General features: G+C 44.7%; 18 protein-coding genes. 8 read left to right on the forward strand and 10 right to left on the reverse strand.

Annotation, left to right across the window (positions count from 1 at the left end):
* Positions 1–632 (forward strand): methyl-accepting chemotaxis protein (locus tag A1QO_RS09630; RefSeq protein ID WP_017041630.1); only part of this gene is annotated, 632 nt, incomplete at its 5' end.
* A 46-nt stretch (positions 633–678) separates the two neighbouring features.
* Here A1QO_RS09630 and A1QO_RS09635 read toward each other — a convergent pair.
* The 3 genes from A1QO_RS09635 to A1QO_RS09645 all read right to left on the reverse strand — a co-directional run bounded on the left by A1QO_RS09635 (position 679) and on the right by A1QO_RS09645 (position 3,322).
* On the reverse strand, positions 679–1,293 hold the full coding sequence (locus A1QO_RS09635) for a LysE family translocator (protein ID WP_017033239.1): 615 nt from the start codon (positions 1,291–1,293) through the stop codon (positions 679–681).
* A 7-nt stretch (positions 1,294–1,300) separates the two neighbouring features.
* On the reverse strand, positions 1,301–1,768 hold the full coding sequence (locus A1QO_RS09640; protein WP_017040469.1) for an Lrp/AsnC family transcriptional regulator: 468 nt from the start codon (positions 1,766–1,768) through the stop codon (positions 1,301–1,303).
* Positions 1,769–1,861: 93 nt separating this feature from the next.
* Positions 1,862–3,322, reverse strand: a complete 1,461-nt coding sequence (locus tag A1QO_RS09645) for a PLP-dependent aminotransferase family protein (protein WP_017040468.1) — start codon at positions 3,320–3,322, stop codon at positions 1,862–1,864.
* A 91-nt stretch (positions 3,323–3,413) separates the two neighbouring features.
* On the opposite strand from A1QO_RS09645, the gene A1QO_RS09650 reads away from it, so the two are divergent.
* From A1QO_RS09650 to A1QO_RS09660, 3 genes are all read left to right on the forward strand, one after another.
* The gene (locus tag A1QO_RS09650) at positions 3,414–4,073 is read left to right on the forward strand and encodes a pyridoxamine 5'-phosphate oxidase family protein (protein WP_017033236.1); all 660 of its coding nucleotides are present in this window, start codon (positions 3,414–3,416) and stop codon (positions 4,071–4,073) included.
* A 194-nt stretch (positions 4,074–4,267) separates the two neighbouring features.
* Positions 4,268–5,527, forward strand: a complete 1,260-nt coding sequence (gene yjeH / locus A1QO_RS09655) for an L-methionine/branched-chain amino acid transporter (protein WP_017033235.1) — start codon at positions 4,268–4,270, stop codon at positions 5,525–5,527.
* Positions 5,528–5,760: 233 nt separating this feature from the next.
* Complete coding sequence (locus A1QO_RS09660; RefSeq protein ID WP_017033234.1) at positions 5,761–6,177, forward strand: DUF3319 domain-containing protein; 417 nt, start codon at positions 5,761–5,763, stop codon at positions 6,175–6,177.
* 12 nt (positions 6,178–6,189) lie between these two features.
* On the opposite strand, the gene A1QO_RS09665 is transcribed toward A1QO_RS09660, so the two are convergent.
* From A1QO_RS09665 to A1QO_RS09675, 3 genes are all read right to left on the reverse strand, one after another.
* Positions 6,190–6,612 (reverse strand): hypothetical protein, encoded by a 423-nt coding sequence (locus A1QO_RS09665; protein WP_017033233.1) that lies wholly within the window; start codon positions 6,610–6,612, stop codon positions 6,190–6,192.
* Between the two features lie 106 nt (positions 6,613–6,718).
* On the reverse strand, positions 6,719–7,456 hold the full coding sequence (locus tag A1QO_RS09670) for a DeoR/GlpR family DNA-binding transcription regulator (RefSeq protein ID WP_017033232.1): 738 nt from the start codon (positions 7,454–7,456) through the stop codon (positions 6,719–6,721).
* A gap of 15 nt (positions 7,457–7,471) precedes the next feature.
* On the reverse strand, positions 7,472–8,176 hold the full coding sequence (locus A1QO_RS09675) for a glycerophosphodiester phosphodiesterase family protein (protein ID WP_017033231.1): 705 nt from the start codon (positions 8,174–8,176) through the stop codon (positions 7,472–7,474).
* Positions 8,177–8,451: 275 nt separating this feature from the next.
* On the opposite strand from A1QO_RS09675, the gene A1QO_RS09680 reads away from it, so the two are divergent.
* From A1QO_RS09680 to A1QO_RS09695, 4 genes are all read left to right on the forward strand, one after another.
* Entirely contained in the window at positions 8,452–9,468 is a 1,017-nt protein-coding gene (locus tag A1QO_RS09680) for a C4-dicarboxylate TRAP transporter substrate-binding protein (RefSeq protein ID WP_017033230.1), read from the forward strand.
* 122 nt (positions 9,469–9,590) lie between these two features.
* Positions 9,591–10,067 carry a TRAP transporter small permease gene (locus A1QO_RS09685; RefSeq protein ID WP_017040467.1) on the forward strand — a complete coding sequence of 159 codons (477 nt, stop codon included), beginning with the start codon at positions 9,591–9,593 and terminating at the stop codon, positions 10,065–10,067.
* A 9-nt stretch (positions 10,068–10,076) separates the two neighbouring features.
* Entirely contained in the window at positions 10,077–11,369 is a 1,293-nt protein-coding gene (locus A1QO_RS09690) for a TRAP transporter large permease (RefSeq protein WP_026026515.1), read from the forward strand.
* Positions 11,370–11,379: 10 nt separating this feature from the next.
* Positions 11,380–12,174, forward strand: a complete 795-nt coding sequence (locus tag A1QO_RS09695) for an HAD-IIB family hydrolase (protein WP_017040466.1) — start codon at positions 11,380–11,382, stop codon at positions 12,172–12,174.
* A 160-nt stretch (positions 12,175–12,334) separates the two neighbouring features.
* Here A1QO_RS09695 and modC read toward each other — a convergent pair whose 3' ends face one another.
* The 4 genes from modC to A1QO_RS09720 form a co-directional block, all read right to left on the reverse strand.
* Entirely contained in the window at positions 12,335–13,447 is a 1,113-nt protein-coding gene (gene modC, locus A1QO_RS09700; protein WP_017040465.1) for a molybdenum ABC transporter ATP-binding protein ModC, read from the reverse strand.
* Positions 13,441–14,133, reverse strand: a complete 693-nt coding sequence (modB, locus tag A1QO_RS09705) for a molybdate ABC transporter permease subunit (protein ID WP_017033224.1) — start codon at positions 14,131–14,133, stop codon at positions 13,441–13,443. Before modB ends, modC begins: the two co-directional genes overlap by 7 nt.
* A gap of 2 nt (positions 14,134–14,135) precedes the next feature.
* Positions 14,136–14,918, reverse strand: a complete 783-nt coding sequence (gene modA, locus A1QO_RS09710) for a molybdate ABC transporter substrate-binding protein (RefSeq protein ID WP_017040464.1) — start codon at positions 14,916–14,918, stop codon at positions 14,136–14,138.
* A 707-nt stretch (positions 14,919–15,625) separates the two neighbouring features.
* Complete coding sequence (locus tag A1QO_RS09720) at positions 15,626–16,135, reverse strand: hypothetical protein (protein WP_017033221.1); 510 nt, start codon at positions 16,133–16,135, stop codon at positions 15,626–15,628.
* Positions 16,136–16,137 lie beyond the last annotated feature (2 nt).

Here is a 16,137-nt window from a genome sequence, read left to right on the forward strand (position 1 = left end):
CAGCGGCCAACGGCCAGCAAGTCGTCATGGATAGCGTCACCATGATCGAAAGCTTATCACAGGAGATGCAAGAATCGGTGGAGTCGATGCACCAACTGGCTAAGCATTCTGAAGAAATAGGCAGTGTTGTCGATGTCATCCAAGGTATTTCAGAACAAACCAATCTATTAGCGCTCAATGCAGCCATTGAAGCAGCGCGAGCAGGTGAACAAGGGCGAGGTTTTGCTGTCGTTGCAGACGAAGTGCGCACACTAGCCAGCCGAACTCAAGAATCAACTGAGGAGATTCTACAAACTATTCAGCTCCTTCAACAAGGAAGCCGCGATTCAACGCAGCGTTTGGAAACAGGTGCCAATAATGCCCTTTCAACCGTCGACAAAGCGCGTGAGGCAGGTGATGCACTGACTCAAATCAAAGCCAGTGTCGATCAAATCACCGCTATGAACGCTCAAATTGCGACCGCAGCTGAAGAGCAGAGCTTAGTTACGGAAGAGATCAACGCCAACATCAGTAGCATCAGTGAGATTTCCAACCAAAATGCGATTGGCACGGAGCAAAGCAGCGCTGCGACCCAAGATTTAGCCCAGTTAGCAGAAGTATTGCGTAACGAAATAGAGCACTATCGTGTTTAAAAAGCATATGGGGCATAGTTGCCCCATCACTTTCATTAATGGCGCGTTAAACCGTCACGATCACTCGAAGAGCAAGGAGAATTAATACGATCCCAGACAGTCGGTCAATGAGCACAGCTTTAGTTCTGATCCGTTCAAGTAGTAGCGGGCTAGAAAGCATAAAGGTGATGAGCGTATACCATAAACCATCGACCACCAGCGGGGTCAGTATGATCAAACTCTTACTCAGGACATCACTGCCTATCGCTATAAATTGACTAAAGAGTGCGATAAAAAACAGCGCAATTTTGGGGCTCAGCAGAGAAATAAGAAAGCCCTCTTTCGCCGACTGCCACAGACTCACCGCCTCTCCTGATTCTAACTTCTCAGCGACCCCCCCTTTTGAACGCAATGCATTGATCCCTAAGTACACCAGGTAAGCTGCCCCAGCATAGCTGATCGTTTTAAATAGCAACGGCGACTGCTGCAAAACAACCGCTAAACCGATCAACGTAATGAACGCATAAATACCAATACCAAAAGCGTGTGCCCATGCTGCTGCAAAACCATTAGCTCGTCCGCCCGCTAAGCTATGTTTTGCAACCATCGCTAGGCTAGGACCCGGTGACATAGCCCCTAATAAGCAGATAGTAAGAAGTGATAACCAAATGGTAAATGTCATGGGAGCCCTATTTGTTGATGATCGCTGAATGCGAGTGAGTGGTATTAAAAAATTCAGTCAATACAGTGTGCGTAATCAAGTGTCGAAGCTCAGGGTAAGATTGCAACTCATCACGGATCTCGGTCAACCTAGTCATGCTTTCAACCTGCACAAACAGCATCATATCGGTTTCTCCACTGATGGCATGGCACCATTTCACGCCATCAATATGATAAATTTTCTGCGCATAGCTCTCGCAGTGCTGTGTGGTACTTGTCATATCAAATTTGAGCGCCAAATAAGCGGAGATGGTTTCTTTTTTATTTTCTGGAGCAAGCTGCGCATGGTAGCCCAAAATAACGTGTTCGTTTTCGAGCTTTTTTATTCTCGCGGTCACCGCCGAACGTGATAGGTTCGCTTCTCTTGCAATGTCACTGATCGAACGGCGCGCATTGCATTTCAAGATATCAACAATAATCTGATCAAACTTGTCCATGATTTCCCTTCTATGAACGTACCTTATTGATTCGTTTGCGCTATTGCCAATTCAATTCGTTCAATTCTTCCGTAAACAGTCAATTAACCATGTTTAAAGCAGCTGTGCAAGCGTTGCTATCTTGGGATCAATATCATCCAGTTCAATATTACCAAAACCCAACACCACAGCTTGCCAGTCTCGTTTTGTGTGGGGCTGATGCTCATACATGGACAACGGGCGGATCGTGATGCCTTTCTCTTTGGCCCTTTGGCATAGTTCAAGCTCGCTACACCCTTCTTTCCAACGAAAGGTAATGTGAAGCCCAGCCGCTTGACTGATAACCTCCACACGCCCTACAAAATGAGTACCTATGGCTTCCATCATCAATTCGTATTTATGCTTATATAGCCGCCGCATTTTCCTAATATGCCGTAGCAAATCCCCTTCTAAAATAAAGTCTGCGAGTGCCGCTTGAACATGCGACGGTGAATCTCCACTTAACGCGTCTTTTATTTCTAAGCTCCGGGAAAGCAATGCTTGAGGGACGATTAAATACCCGAGTCGTAGGCCATTGAACATCACTTTGCTTAAGGATCCGATATAAAAGATACGCTCCTTTGCCCCTACTTCTGCTGATAACCCTTGAAGGCTTGGGTAGGGCCGATGAGCAAATTGAAATTCACTGTCGTAATCATCTTCGATTATCCAACCGCTTTTCTCTCTCGCCCAACGCACTAACTCTATCCTTTGCTCTAAATGAACGCTTGTACCCATTGGGTATTGATTACTGGGTGTGACATACAAGCACTTAGCCGTACTCGCCTTGATATGGTCTAGATCTATGCCCGCCTTTGGAACCACTTCAACGGGCTCTAACTGTAGGCCCAATAAATCGATGGATTTTCGCATTTGAACATAACCTGGGTTTTCCATCAAAACCTGATCGTTTGGTTTGAGTGTCGCCATCAAAGCGATGGTTAAGGCTTGCTGCGCACCGGCTGTAATGACAATTTGATCGGCACTACAACTCACAGAGCGACTGCTTGAAAGGTAGTCACACAATGCCTCTCTTAATCGACGATCACCCTGAATATCTTGGCTTCCAAGTAAACTCACTCTGGTTGCGTGTCTTTGCAGCAGTCGATTCCACTTAATCAAAGGAAATTGCGCTAAGTCAGGGACGCCAGGCGCGAAGCTACGGTTTAACTCTTGCGAGGAGACTTCGCTCTTTTGAGTTGCCACGTTTTTACTGGTCGAGCTCACATGTTCAGGAAACGCATGATCTGGAAACGTATAATCTGAAAACGTATAGTCAGGCAATTCAATCGCCACATAAAATCCCGACCCAGCCCGAGATTCTAAATACCCTTCGGCGACTAACTGCTCATAAACGGCTATCACGGTATTTCTGCTGATACCCAGCTCTAATGATAATTTTCGTGTTGACGGCAGTTTCCCTCCTTTAGCCCATAGATGTTCTGAGATTTTGCTTCGTATCGCTGAAAATAGTTGCTTTTGAAGTGAGGAAGAATGGCGGTCAAAGGCTAAATCACCAACATCTATAGGCTGCATAACTGGATCCATGATTATTTAAAAACTGGCTCTATTTAAGCTACCAGTTATCGCTAATATTGCAAACATCAGTTATGAGAAAGGAATCAATATGCTATCTGAAAGCAAAAGAACACACATTAAGAAAGGGGCAAAAAAAGCGAACTTTGATCCTAAGAACCTTCACCAGATCATTGATGAAAGTCTGATCGCTCATATTGCTATTGAGGATGAAACGGGCCCTATTGTCATCCCTATGTTGGCATGGCGCGTGGAAAACAACGTCTATATCCATGGTGCCAAAAACAGCCGTTTAATTAGACAACTCAAGAAAGCCAAGCAGACATGCCTTACGTTTACTCTGTTTGATGGTTGGGTGCTTGCGAGGTCGGCATTTCATCATAGTGCTCACTATCGGTCAGCGGTGGTTTTGGGACAGTTCTCATCGATTGAAGGCACCTCAGAGAAAGACCGATTACTGAATGTCTTTATCGAGCAAATCGCACCGGGTCGATGCAATGAAGTTCGCTTAGGAAACCAGAAAGAACTAGACGCCACTGAACTTTTGGTCATTCCTCTTACTGAAGCTTCGGTTAAGATCAGTCACTCTGGCGTCAATGATGACCTAGCCGATTTGGATTTTCCCGCTTGGGCTGGCGTGCTTCCATATCGAACGGTTGTTGGCCCACTGGAGCCTTGCGAAGATTTGGATCCTTCACTCACAGAGCCAGACTACTCTGAAGCCTACGGAGTACGGTGGCACGATAGATAGAAGTACGAGGGAAAGAAACACCGTACCATCTATTCACTTATTCCCTTGTTTATCTATTTATTCATTTATCTAGCAAAATGGCGGCCATTCTTGGGTAAACCGTCATTTTGTTGGCAAACTAAGACAAATTGCTAGCTGTGTTTCACAACAAGAACGAGTAAGCTAAGCGTCAGAAATATTCATGGAGCGAATTGATGGGCCAATTAAAAAAAGACATCACCTTAATATCAGGCATCGGACAACTGTCTACCACCTTGATGGGCACGGGCTTATTTATGATACCTGCCATTGCCGCTGGTATCGCAGGAGACCTCTCTTTATGGGCATGGTTGCTCTTGTTCGTGGCAATTTGCCCGATAGCCTTGACCTTTGCGGAGCTTGGGAAAAAATACCCAAGTGCCGGTGGTACTGCTTTCTTCGTACGTAAAGCATTTGGCAAAAAACTGGAACGCAGTGTCGCATGGCTATTTGTCAGCGTCATTCCAGTTGGCGTGCCTGCCGCCGTCGCATTGGCAGCAGGCTTTCTAGAGCAGATCCTACCCTCGCCTTTCAACACGGCATGGTTAACGCAAATCATCACAGTATGCTTATTAATATGGGTTAACTTACTTGGCACAAAGTCCTCAGGTCGCTTACAAACGATCATTGCTTTAAGCATTTTTACGCTCATTGCCGCTTTTCTGTGGAAAGGAGATATCACCAGTGCAGACATGACAATGCCACCTCTTACTGTTGAGTCATTGTGGCCAGTATCGGCAGCGCTTGGGGTGATGTTTTGGTGCTTTGTCGGCATTGAAGCCTTTGCCCATATGGGAGAGGAATTCAAAAACCCGCAAAGAGACTTTCCTATCGCGATTCTCGTCGGCTGTTTTATTGCTGGCGCGACCTATTGGGCATGTTCCGTTGTCATTTTAAAGTACTCCGCGTACGGCAGTGCTGAATTTGACCACGCATCGATTCCTTTTCTCAGTGACTTGTTATTTGGCGCAAAGTTTTCGCTCTTAATCAGTGTGCTTGGCTTTTCCGCCTGCTTTGCCAGTGTGAACTTATACACTCAAAGCTTATCGAGAATGGTTTGGGCTCAAGCTCGCGAGTATCAGCCTAAAGGGGCGATGGCAAGAGTTTCACTGAGAGGCGTTCCGGCCAATGCGACGTTGGTAGTTGGCGCGATATTGCTCATTTCTTGTATCGGAGGGGAAATCTCAGGGCTTAACCTAGAATTCTTCTTGAAACTCGCCAACGGTATTTTTGTACTGGTCTACCTGCTGGCGATGCTTGCTGCTTATAAATTACTCAATGGTGTCAAAAAAGGGCTGGCTCTTGTGTCATTAATTTTATGTACACTGGTCTTCATTTGCCTTGGTTGGTCGATGCTGTACGCCGTGACTGTTTTTACACTGTTGTCATTGCCTTGGAGCCGTTGGTTAAAGCGTGATAGGCAGCAAACCATTTAGCCTACTGTTCTCTGTCCTCTATCCTATATTCTTCTATTCTCTGTTCACCCAAGCCACTCACTTGAGTGGCTTGGGTCGTATTTAGATCTGCCTCGAACAATTCTCTTGAACTGTCCTTGTTTAGTACTTTTAGTATGTGGTCATTCTCAAAAAATGAGTTTAAAGAACATAGAGTACTCTATGGCTGATATATTGAACCAAGATCACTATTTGGGCACCAATAAGGAGGAATTATGAGCAGAATGGCAACCGCAATGCGCACGTTGTTTGGAATAAAAAATTCTTCGTCTAAAAAACAAAATATGATGAGAACGGAATTCTATCGAGGCCATCTGCTTAAACGGAACCCTGCGCACCCTGATTTCTGGAGCGCTACCATTAGTGACAAATCTCTGGTTGGTAAACTGGAATACTTAAAGATGTCTGTCGACCAATGGTGCAATCATAAAGTCATTGTGGCTCCAGAGTATTTTGAAAAAAACAAGCCACAACTTTCCGATCAACTCACCTTCGATTATAAAGAATTCAAACTAAAAAATGACCATGGTGGCGATAACGATTGGTATATCACTTATCGTGGTAGGTTAATGAAAGGGTCCAAAGGCAAGATTATTGAAGCCATCAATTTATTGGAACTGAAACGGGTTTAGCTTGGTGGTTCTTTATTTTTTACTCTTCTGGACCTTTTTACCCTGTTGAACCAATATTTCATTCCACGCTGCACTGCCATCGCGCTTGCGGACTTCATACTCAGAGCAGAATTGCGATATCGTCATGTTGTTGTCGCCCGTCGCCAATTTCAACGCTAACTCTACTTGCTGAAGTTTGCTTTGAAGACGCAGTATTTGACCTGCATTAGGGCTTTTTTCTTTCGCGTATTTTAAGGCTGCATGTTTGCGCTCCGCTGCGCCAGCTCGACGATCCGCTTCCCCTAGTAAAAACCTCAGTTGCGCAACGCTCTTGCCCTTTTTAAAAATAGGATCAATCAGTTCAACACAATCATCAAATGATGGATCTTCCGTGTATGGGTCAATTTTACGAGCTTGTTGACGCATCCACTCTAGCGCTAGTTTTTCATCTGACATAGTGAAATTTGTACCAATATAGTGAAATTTGTACCAATAAAAGAGCCCTTATACTATCGTTTAACCGCGAACCACTGCAATCATAGATTAAAGGAAAACGGTTAGCCTATTCAACGGAGTAGATAGGCAGATCGGAAGGTAAGCCAGCTTTATTGGTGTAGATTCGAGAGAATGAAGACAACCCCGCCACTTTCACCGAGGCAAAACGCCCCCACTTGCTTGCATCGGCCAATAACCAGTTCTGTCGGCAATTGGACAGTATCGCTTTAGAGATTTCAGCTTCTGGCAACTCGTGTTCCATCGCCGAAAGGTTCGGTGTAATTGAGCCGCACCCGACAATTCCAATATCCGCTTCAAAGTCATCAAAAAATGCCAGCACACTATGGCCGATGAGATCCTGATGTTCACAACGTACCCGCCCGCCGGTGAGGTAAACCTCGATATTAGGGTTCGCCTCTAATATTCTTGCTACTTGCAGATTGTTGGTCACGACCCTCAATGCCTGAAAACCAATCAAAAATTCCGCGACGTAAGTGACCGACGTACCAATACCCATAATAATGGTCGACCCTTCCGGGATCTGGCGTGCCACTTCTTTGGCAATCGACCGTTTAATGTCGGATTCGACCTCTCGACGAAACTGATAGGTGGTATTGGTTAAAATCGCCGGCAAGCTCAGCCCACCATGTACACGTCTCGCTAGCCCTTGCTCACACAATAGATTGACATCTCTTCTTATGGTTTGTGTGGTGACTGCAAACATCGACGCAAGAGCGCCTATTTGCACATCGCTGTGTTGTTTCAAATAGCTCAGTATTTGTTGCTGGCGATCCGTCAGTTCCATAACTTTTGTTCCTGATTATAAGGCATCGGGGTGGTCGGTAATGATATTGGTCACACCCATATTGGTAAATACTTGCGCTTTACTTAGATCATTCAGTGTCCAAATGTTCAGTTCATAATTCAATTTCAATATCGACTGGGCCATCGACTGGGTAAGAATATTTTGATCGACATGCACACTATACAGGTCCAGCGCTTGTATCTCTTGAAGGTAATCCGTTGAGGTTTCCTCGGTAATGTAACCACGTCTGACGTCAGGAATACGTCGTTGGCATTCTTTCAATGCGGATTTGGAAAAGCTGGAGATAAGCAGATTATGAAATGGAAAATTCACTGAATGGATAACATCAACCACTTTCTTGACCAAAGGTTCTACTTGTCTCTCGTGGTGTATTTTAATTTCCAGATTCATACTCATATTACGTTCAATGCAGGTTTTCAACGCTTCTTCCAATGTTGGAATGCGTTCATTGACAAACGTGCTACTGAACCAACTTCCGGCATCCAGTTTTTTTAGCTGCTCAAGTGTATGGTCTTCGACATTTCCTACACCGTTTGTACAGCGATCAAGCCCTTCATCATGAAATATAACAGGCACGCCGTCTGCGGTAAGCTGCGTATCCAATTCTACCCATTGTATTCCGACATCGGCAGCAACGTTGATTCCAGACAGTGTATTTTCTGGTGCGAGCGCCGCCGCTCCGCGATGACCTACTATCATTTTCAACCTCAATATTCATATGAAAACAGACCGGCTCATCTTACGCCTACCTTTCCCAATTTCAAGGCAATAGAACGCTTTAATCTTCACTGACTTCATTTCGTTAACAAGATCACAACATTCATGTGAATATTAATTTGTTCATATGAACGTAACAGTGGATATTATATTGTACGCTCTCCAATGACATAAATGCTCAAGATATACACAGGCACTCCTAATCGAGTGTGACAATAAAATGGACACCTTACTTCGTACAATAGAGGGTTAAGATAATGAAAAAGCTACTACTGGGAACGGTATTGACGGCTGCAACGCTATTTGGATACGGCGTCACAGGAAGTGGATCGGCAATGGCCGCGTCACAAGATCCTGTCAATATCAATATGAGCTTGGTTTTTACTCAAAATGAGTTGCTGACCAAAGAGCTGATTAAAGTCACGGAAAAAATCCGCACCCGTACCGATGGCGGTGTGAACATCAAAGTGTTCCCAGGCGGACAGCTACCCGTTTATAAAGATAACCTAGAGCAGGTTGTTAATGGCGCAGATTGGATTGCAGTAGAAGATTTAAGCTACCTTGGTGACTATGTGCCAGATTTTGCAGCACTAGCAGGCCCAATGCTATACAACTCTTATGACGAATATCTCGCAATGATGAAGACTGATTTCGTTGCCGATCTCACACAACAAGCAGAAGATAAAGGCATCAAGATTCTGAATGCCGACTACATGTTTGGCTTCCGCCACATGATCACCAACAAAGAAATTAAGAACTCTGCTGACATGAAAGGCATGCGTATTCGTGTACCTGGAAGCCAGTTATTTATCAGTACCTTATCTTCAATGGGTGCATCGCCGGCTTCTCTGCCCTTCCCTGAAACCTATGCAGGTGTGCAGCAAGGCGTCGTTGACGGGCTGGAAGGCTCTATCTTAACCATGTATTCAACTAAGATGTATGAAGTGGCGAAAAACATGTCTTTCACTAAACACTTCCTCGGCACAGTTGGTTTGTACATCTCCCCAAAAGTTTGGGAAAAACTAACGCCTGAGCAACAGACTATTGTGATGGAAGAGCTAGAAGCCGGTGCGGTTTCTAACACCAGCGAGTTGGTGAAACTTGATTCGGAATACATGCAAAAACTAGAAGATTTAGGCGTGACGTTTAACGAGGTCGATACCGCTGAGTTTGGCAAGCTAACGGCTGATGTTTATAACCAGTTCCCGGCATGGAGCGAAGGCATACACGCCACGATCAATGCTGAGCTGCAAAAAATCCGCGCGATGCAATAGTTACTTTTAAATGGGATAGTTAATTTTTAGATGAAAGTGTTCCTTTGGAGCCCGTTAACGCCTCTGCGTATTGATAGCAGGGGCGTACATCTTCGGCTCTGCGCTTGCTTTTTGGAGTCAACATGCGTTTTTTAGCAAACCTTGAAGAAATCTTAGCCTCTGTGGCCATTTCAGTAACCGTCTTAATGGTCATCATTAATGTATTTCTACGTTATGGTTTCGGCTTTGTTGTTCCTTGGAGTGAAGAGCTCTCGGTGATCTGCTTTATCTGGGCCGTCTACTTCGGTATCAGCTCATGTTATAAACATAAACTTCATATGGGTGTTGATGTCATCATGACTTTATTGCCCACTAAAATGAAACGCCCTTTTCGTTTAGTCATCTCTGTGTTTTTACTCATACTCAACGTCATCATGGCGTATCTCAGTTTCGACTACACCATGCTTTCCACGAAAGTCACCCCTGTAATGGGCATCTCTTATTTTCCTATTAATGGCGTGCTGATCCTTTGTTTTTCTCTTATGGCGATACATACCCTGAGATTTATCAAAGACGATTTAACGCATTCGACTCACGATTCGTCAGCCAATACTCATTAGGTGATCAAAGTGGACATTTATCTGCCAATTATTCTTCTGTTTATCCTCTTTCTACTTAATGTACCCATTGCTTTCTCATTGATCGCGTCAGCCTTGGGGTACTTTCTCTTTATCAATACCTCTATTCCGGTCAGCCTTGTGATGCAACGGTTTATTTCCTCTGCATCCTCATTCCCTTTGCTGGCGATACCGTTTTTTATCATGGTGGGCTCCATCATGAATTACGCAGGCATCAGTCGAAGTCTGCTTTCCTTTGCTGACTCTATGATTGGTCATAAAACAGGAGGGCTAGCACACGTTAACGTTTTGCTTAGTACCTTAATGGGCGGGATTTCAGGCTCTGCCAATGCCGACGCAGCAATGCAATCTAAGATCCTAGCACCCGAAATGACCAAACGGGGTTATGACTTACCCTTTACGGCAGCGGTCACAGCGGCATCTTCCAGTATCAGCCCTGTCATTCCACCAGGCATTAACCTGATTATTTTTGCCTTACTGGCTAATGTGTCTGTGCATTCAATGTTCATTGCCGGTTACGTTCCGGCCTTGCTTATGGCACTGGCTCTAATGATGACTATTGCCTTTATTTCTAAAAAACGTGGCTATAAGCCATCGCGTTCTGTTCCGGCTTCAGCGAAAGAGCGGTTTCACTATTTTGCGAAAGCCATACCTGCATTGCTTATTCCATTTGGCATTATTCTCGGCATGCGTTTTGGCCTGTTTACCCCAACCGAAGCGGGCGCCATCGCTGTCTTACTTTGTACTCTCATCGGTGCGCTTATCTATCGAGAGCTTAAACTGCATCACTTCAAACTGATCCTGAGGGAAACGATTCAAGGCACCAGCGCAGTTATGTTTATCATTATCGGCGCTATGGTATTTGGCTATTACATGACGCTTGAACAAATCCCGCAAAACGTGGCGTCTGCACTCATTCAATTGACCGATAGCAAACTGATTCTGCTTCTACTCATCAACTTACTGCTCTTGGTGGTCGGTATGTTTATCGAAGGAGGGGCAGCAATGATTATACTGACCCCTCTCCTACTTCCAGCTGTGCTTAATTTAGGTGTGAATCCAGTACACTTCGGCGTTATCGTCATCGTTAACATCATGATCGGTGGGGTAACGCCACCATTCGGTTCGATGATGTTCACCGTATGCTCCATATTAAAAGTGAAAATCATCGACTTTGTACGAGAGGTGGCGCCTCTGCTGCTTGCCTTATTAGCAGTATTGATGATCCTGACCTATTCGGAAGGGTTAGTCATGTTCTTGCCTAATTTACTATCAAAGTATTAAGGACCCATTTATGAAATCAGTTCCAAACCAATTAAATGCTAACTGGGCCTGCGTTGACTGGGTGTTAACCGATGTGGACGACACACTAACCTGGCAGGGGAAACTCCCGCCAGAAACACTGATAGCACTTAACGATTTACAGCAAGCGGGCATTACAGTGATTGCGGTGACCGGTGCTTGCGCAGGATGGTGTGATCATATTGCTCAGCTTTGGCCGGTGGATGCGGTGTTAGGTGAAAATGGCGCGTTTATTATGGAAAAACAATCAAGCTATCTCACTTTGCAAGCAGATGATGGGCTTGAAACACTCAAGGAGAGGCAAACTCGGTTAAAAAGCCAGGTACTTGAGATATTAAAAGACTACCCTGAGCTGAGTCTGACACTCGATCAATCCTACCGCCTTTGTGAAGTGTCTATCGATATCGGTCAAAATCGACCGAAGCTGGACAGTGGTATTACCGACGATATTATCGCTAAAATTCATGCGTTAGGGGCGCACGCTACCGCGAGTTCTATTCATATCAACGCCTGGTATGGGCAACATTCAAAAAAGCAGACGTCGATGGCATTTCTTAAAGATAAGGGCTTATCGGAAAAAGAGATTTTTAGTCGTTGTTGCTACGTCGGAGATTCACTCAATGATCAACAGATGTTTGCCACTCTTCCTAAAAGTGCAGGGGTTCAGAATATCAACCACTACTGGGACAAGCTCTCTGCCAAACCCTCTGTCGTGATCGATAGACCCGGTGGATACGGGTTTGCAGAATTTACCAGACAATTACTCGCTCTAAAAAGCACGACTTAGAGGCGCACCAGAAGAGAGAAGAGAGAAGAGAGAAAAGCGCCCTACCATTTTCAAACGTGGAGCAGATAAAAGCAAGACTGAACACCAGACGTTAAAAATTGTGTGGGGGAGGAAACTTTGGTGTTTCCTCATAAGAAAAATCTAATCTGAGTGCGCCAATCTAGTGCGAGTGCGCTATATCAGTCGGCCCCATTGACACTCCTTTTATCTGCGCGTAAATACCCATTCCTTTTTCTAACCTCAAATCATCACATGCCCAAGTCGTCACATTGGCCCAAAGTTCATCCTCTCCAAACGCAATTTTCACCTGCACTTGTTCACCATTTTCATTGGAATGCAGTTCGCGGACGATTCCCTTTAATACATTTCGAATACTGGTATCTTTGGGAATGGACGTACACAGAGAAACGTGATTCGCTTCAACTCTCACTTTCAATACCGTATTGATCAGTGCTTCATCGAGTAAACCATTGACCCATAAGTGATTGCCATCGTTTAGATCTAAACGTGTCATTGGATATTGGCCGTGGCGAGAGGTTACTTTAGCGTGCAGCAATGAACTGAGTTCTTGAGCTGGGATCCAAGGGCGCATTTCATCACTATTCCAAACCTGTGCCAGCGGGCCTTGAACCATCACTTTTCCAGAATGAAGAACCAACATGTGATCGGCGAGCTGCAATATTTCACTAAGACTATGGCTTACATACACAATCGGAATATTCAACTGCTTAGTTAATGATTGTAAATACGGGATCAATTCACGCTTACGCGGAAGGTCTAATGAGGCAAGTGGCTCATCCATAAGTAACATGGAAGGTGATGTCAGTAATGCTCGGCCAATCGCTACTCGCTGCTTTTCTCCCCCAGACAAAGAGCTGGGATAACGGTCTAAAAGCGTCTCTAATCCAAGTAGGGTGATGATTTTTTGAAAGTGATTGTCATCCGGCGAGCTAACACCGTAATTAAGATTCCCCTTCACCGTATAATGGGGAAATAATCTCGCCTCTTGAAATACATAACCAATGTTTCGCTTCTCTGGAGGAAGATTGATACATTTCTGCTTAACGGAGGTTTCGCTACGGGAGAAAAGTGTCACATCACCTAATCGAATTTCACCATGGTCGGGCGTAGAAAGGCCGCCTAACAGATTAACCAATGAGGTTTTCCCTGCCCCTGAACGACCAAAAATAGCGCATACTCCTTGCAGAGGAATGTCGGCATGTACATCGAGTACAAGATCCCCTAACTGCTTATGAACTCGAATGGTTAGCATGTCGATGCCCCTTTCTGTTGCGCTTTCTTAGTGAGCCAACCCGACGCAATCAGAGCAGCAAAGGCAATGGCAATAGAAATGATGCATAAGCGCATGGCCTGAAACTCCGCGCCCGGCGTTTGGATAAAGGAATACATTGCTAGGGGAATCGTTCTCGTCTCATCAGGAATGTTGGAGACAAAGGTAATCGTGGCACCAAACTCACCCAAACTTCGAGCAAAAGCAATGATCACGCCTGAAATGATACCAGGTAAGGTTAGCGGTAAGGTTATGGTCATAAAGACTCGCCATGGACTGCTTCCCAATGTTCGGGCTGCTTGCTCCAAACGCGTATCAACCGCTTCTATGGATTGCCTAATCGCTCTCACCATTAATGGGAATGAAACGACCGCTGAAGCCAAAGCCGCACCTTGCCAACTAAAGGAAAAGCTGACGCCAAAAACATGATAAAGCCATTGCCCAATGATGCCTTGTCGACCCATTGCAACCAGCAGTAAATACCCAATCACAACCGGAGGAAGCACGAGAGGTAAATGAATCATCCCATCAAGCAGTGCTTTGCCACGAAATTCCTTACGAGCTAACACCCATGCAGCAAGAATACCGAAGGGTAAGCTGACCAATACCGCAACAGTAGAAACTTTGATGCTCAGCAGCAGCGCCGATGCTTCATATTCAGTTAGCACAGCTATATGACTCCGAAACCATGCCGAATGTAAACGGCTTTCGCGTCTTCACTTTGCAAGTATTGAAAGAAAGCCTGACTCGTTTTTGACGGCTCATCACTGACCATAACCATTGGGTATTCAATTGCATCATGGCTCTGTGGGGAAAATGTCGCGATAGAGCGAACCTTAGAAGATATAATGGCATCGGTTTGATAGACTATCCCGAGAGGCGCTTCCCCTCTTTCAACCAAGACCAATGCACCTCGAACATTATTCGCCCGAGCCACATGTGATTTGATAGTGTCCCATTGTTGGTAATACATCAAAGCTTCTCTTGCGTACTCGCCGACAGGCACATGGTCAGGATCGCCTATTGCTAATCGCCCACCTTGGAGTGAGTCGACTAAGCTTGATGGTTGGAATTCTGACACATGATTTTCAACTAATAGATCGCTGGATTCTGAGGCAATAAGAACCAACGAGTTATTCAGCAAGGTAACTCGACTATTCGCATCCACAGCTTTTTGTTCAATCACATAATCTAGCCACTTTTGATTGGCGGGAAAATAAATATCCGCGGGCGCACCGTAAACGATCTGTCGTGCAAGAGCCGACGAGGAAGCAAAAGATAAACGGATATTCACCTTGTGGTCTTGTTGATAGTCACGAGCTATTTCTGACAATACGTTGGTCAACGACGAAGCAGCAAAGACGGTAATATTCTCTTTTGCATAGGCAACGGGCATTAAATGGAGTCCGATAACAGCCCAAAAAAGCACTAACGTACACTTAACAACTTGCACCGACCGCCTGCTAAACCGCTTTCTTTCCATTTTCTGAATGGCCTTCTTGTCACTTCTGATCATCGACGAGAAATCATATCATTATAGATACGCACTAAACTATATAACGTTATTCCATTTAACCTATTTATTGCTGTTTCGGTATCAACCTAGCCATTCAAGCCATGATCGTTCATTTAGCTAGACTCAACGGACTCCACTTCGCGCAATACCCCCTCTTACCCCTAACATTCATAAATGCATACTGATTTATATGTTAATTGCAATATTGAAATCTGTCGCAAATTGCAAACCACTTTGCATAAATCTTGTATAGTGAGTTTAAAAAACCAATCAAAACTGACGCAATTGCAGTCAATTAAACACTCTAAAACTTGGCACATATACTGCAATACTTTAAATGACCCTTCTTAAGCCGAGGGTCACCTAGCCAACTGACGTTGTTAGTGAACCTTTTTGTTCACACTAGATATATCGGCCAATTGCAACTTTGCAGTTGGCTTTTTTTTGTCTCCAATTTGCCGTGACTCTACATTTACTTCATGCATCACTGTACTTTTCACACACCTAAGTAGAATGTCACTCAGTTTAGGTTCATGAGCTACCAGCGATGCCGTTATGGGTAAGTTTAGGAATAAAAAAAGGGAAATGATGATGATCATTTCCCTTTTTCACTTTTCTATCTCAACCCCAAGTTCTGGAGTCTCCTAAAACGGCACTTCAAACTGCATCATCACATCGCCGCTGTATTTCTCGTGCCAGCGATAGTCAAAACGCATTCTAGGCTCACCTGATTTCTTATCACCAAAGCCGACACTCAATTGCAGACCGTGACTCATTAGCCACTCTTCCGTGCTCATTGAGCTTGCCTGATCTTCCAGTACGGTAGGCATCCATACGCCAAGACCAAAATAATTGGACGACACATTCTGGGTTACAAAGGGATCAGTTGCAGAATTCATGACCCAGTCATCCCAATATGAGCCAATGACAGTTGGTTCATCGTCAAACGTATCGCTTAATGCTATCCACTGCTTTTGAGCATAATTGAGTGTGTCATCGACAGAAAAACAAACACCGTTATTAATACCACTAGAACTGTTACTTAATACAACTGAATCAACACGGTAATTCGTAGAGGATTCAAAAAGATCACACGCACTCACTCCAAAAGGAGCAATGACGAGCAATAATAAAATTACTGCCTTGAGTCTCATTC

The organism is Vibrio genomosp. F10 str. ZF-129, from assembly GCF_000287055.2.
Taxonomy (GTDB): Bacteria; Pseudomonadota; Gammaproteobacteria; order Enterobacterales; family Vibrionaceae; genus Vibrio.

What these genes read in the sequence shown, in the direction of transcription:
- A1QO_RS09635 (WP_017033239.1), bottom strand. Translation starts at nt 1,293, where the DNA reads ATGACATTTACCATTTGGTTATCACTTCTTACTATCTGCTTATTAGGG.
- A1QO_RS09640 (WP_017040469.1), bottom strand. Translation starts at nt 1,768, where the DNA reads ATGGACAAGTTTGATCAGATTATTGTTGATATCTTGAAATGCAATGCG.
- A1QO_RS09645 (WP_017040468.1), bottom strand. Translation starts at nt 3,322, where the DNA reads ATGCAGCCTATAGATGTTGGTGATTTAGCCTTTGACCGCCATTCTTCC.
- A1QO_RS09650 (WP_017033236.1), top strand. Translation starts at nt 3,414, where the DNA reads ATGCTATCTGAAAGCAAAAGAACACACATTAAGAAAGGGGCAAAAAAA.
- yjeH (WP_017033235.1), top strand. Translation starts at nt 4,268, where the DNA reads ATGGGCCAATTAAAAAAAGACATCACCTTAATATCAGGCATCGGACAA.
- A1QO_RS09660 (WP_017033234.1), top strand. Translation starts at nt 5,761, where the DNA reads ATGAGCAGAATGGCAACCGCAATGCGCACGTTGTTTGGAATAAAAAAT.
- A1QO_RS09665 (WP_017033233.1), bottom strand. Translation starts at nt 6,612, where the DNA reads ATGTCAGATGAAAAACTAGCGCTAGAGTGGATGCGTCAACAAGCTCGT.
- A1QO_RS09670 (WP_017033232.1), bottom strand. Translation starts at nt 7,456, where the DNA reads ATGGAACTGACGGATCGCCAGCAACAAATACTGAGCTATTTGAAACAA.
- A1QO_RS09675 (WP_017033231.1), bottom strand. Translation starts at nt 8,176, where the DNA reads ATGATAGTAGGTCATCGCGGAGCGGCGGCGCTCGCACCAGAAAATACA.
- A1QO_RS09680 (WP_017033230.1), top strand. Translation starts at nt 8,452, where the DNA reads ATGAAAAAGCTACTACTGGGAACGGTATTGACGGCTGCAACGCTATTT.
- A1QO_RS09685 (WP_017040467.1), top strand. Translation starts at nt 9,591, where the DNA reads ATGCGTTTTTTAGCAAACCTTGAAGAAATCTTAGCCTCTGTGGCCATT.
- A1QO_RS09695 (WP_017040466.1), top strand. Translation starts at nt 11,380, where the DNA reads ATGAAATCAGTTCCAAACCAATTAAATGCTAACTGGGCCTGCGTTGAC.
- modC (WP_017040465.1), bottom strand. Translation starts at nt 13,447, where the DNA reads ATGCTAACCATTCGAGTTCATAAGCAGTTAGGGGATCTTGTACTCGAT.
- A1QO_RS09720 (WP_017033221.1), bottom strand. Translation starts at nt 16,135, where the DNA reads ATGAGACTCAAGGCAGTAATTTTATTATTGCTCGTCATTGCTCCTTTT.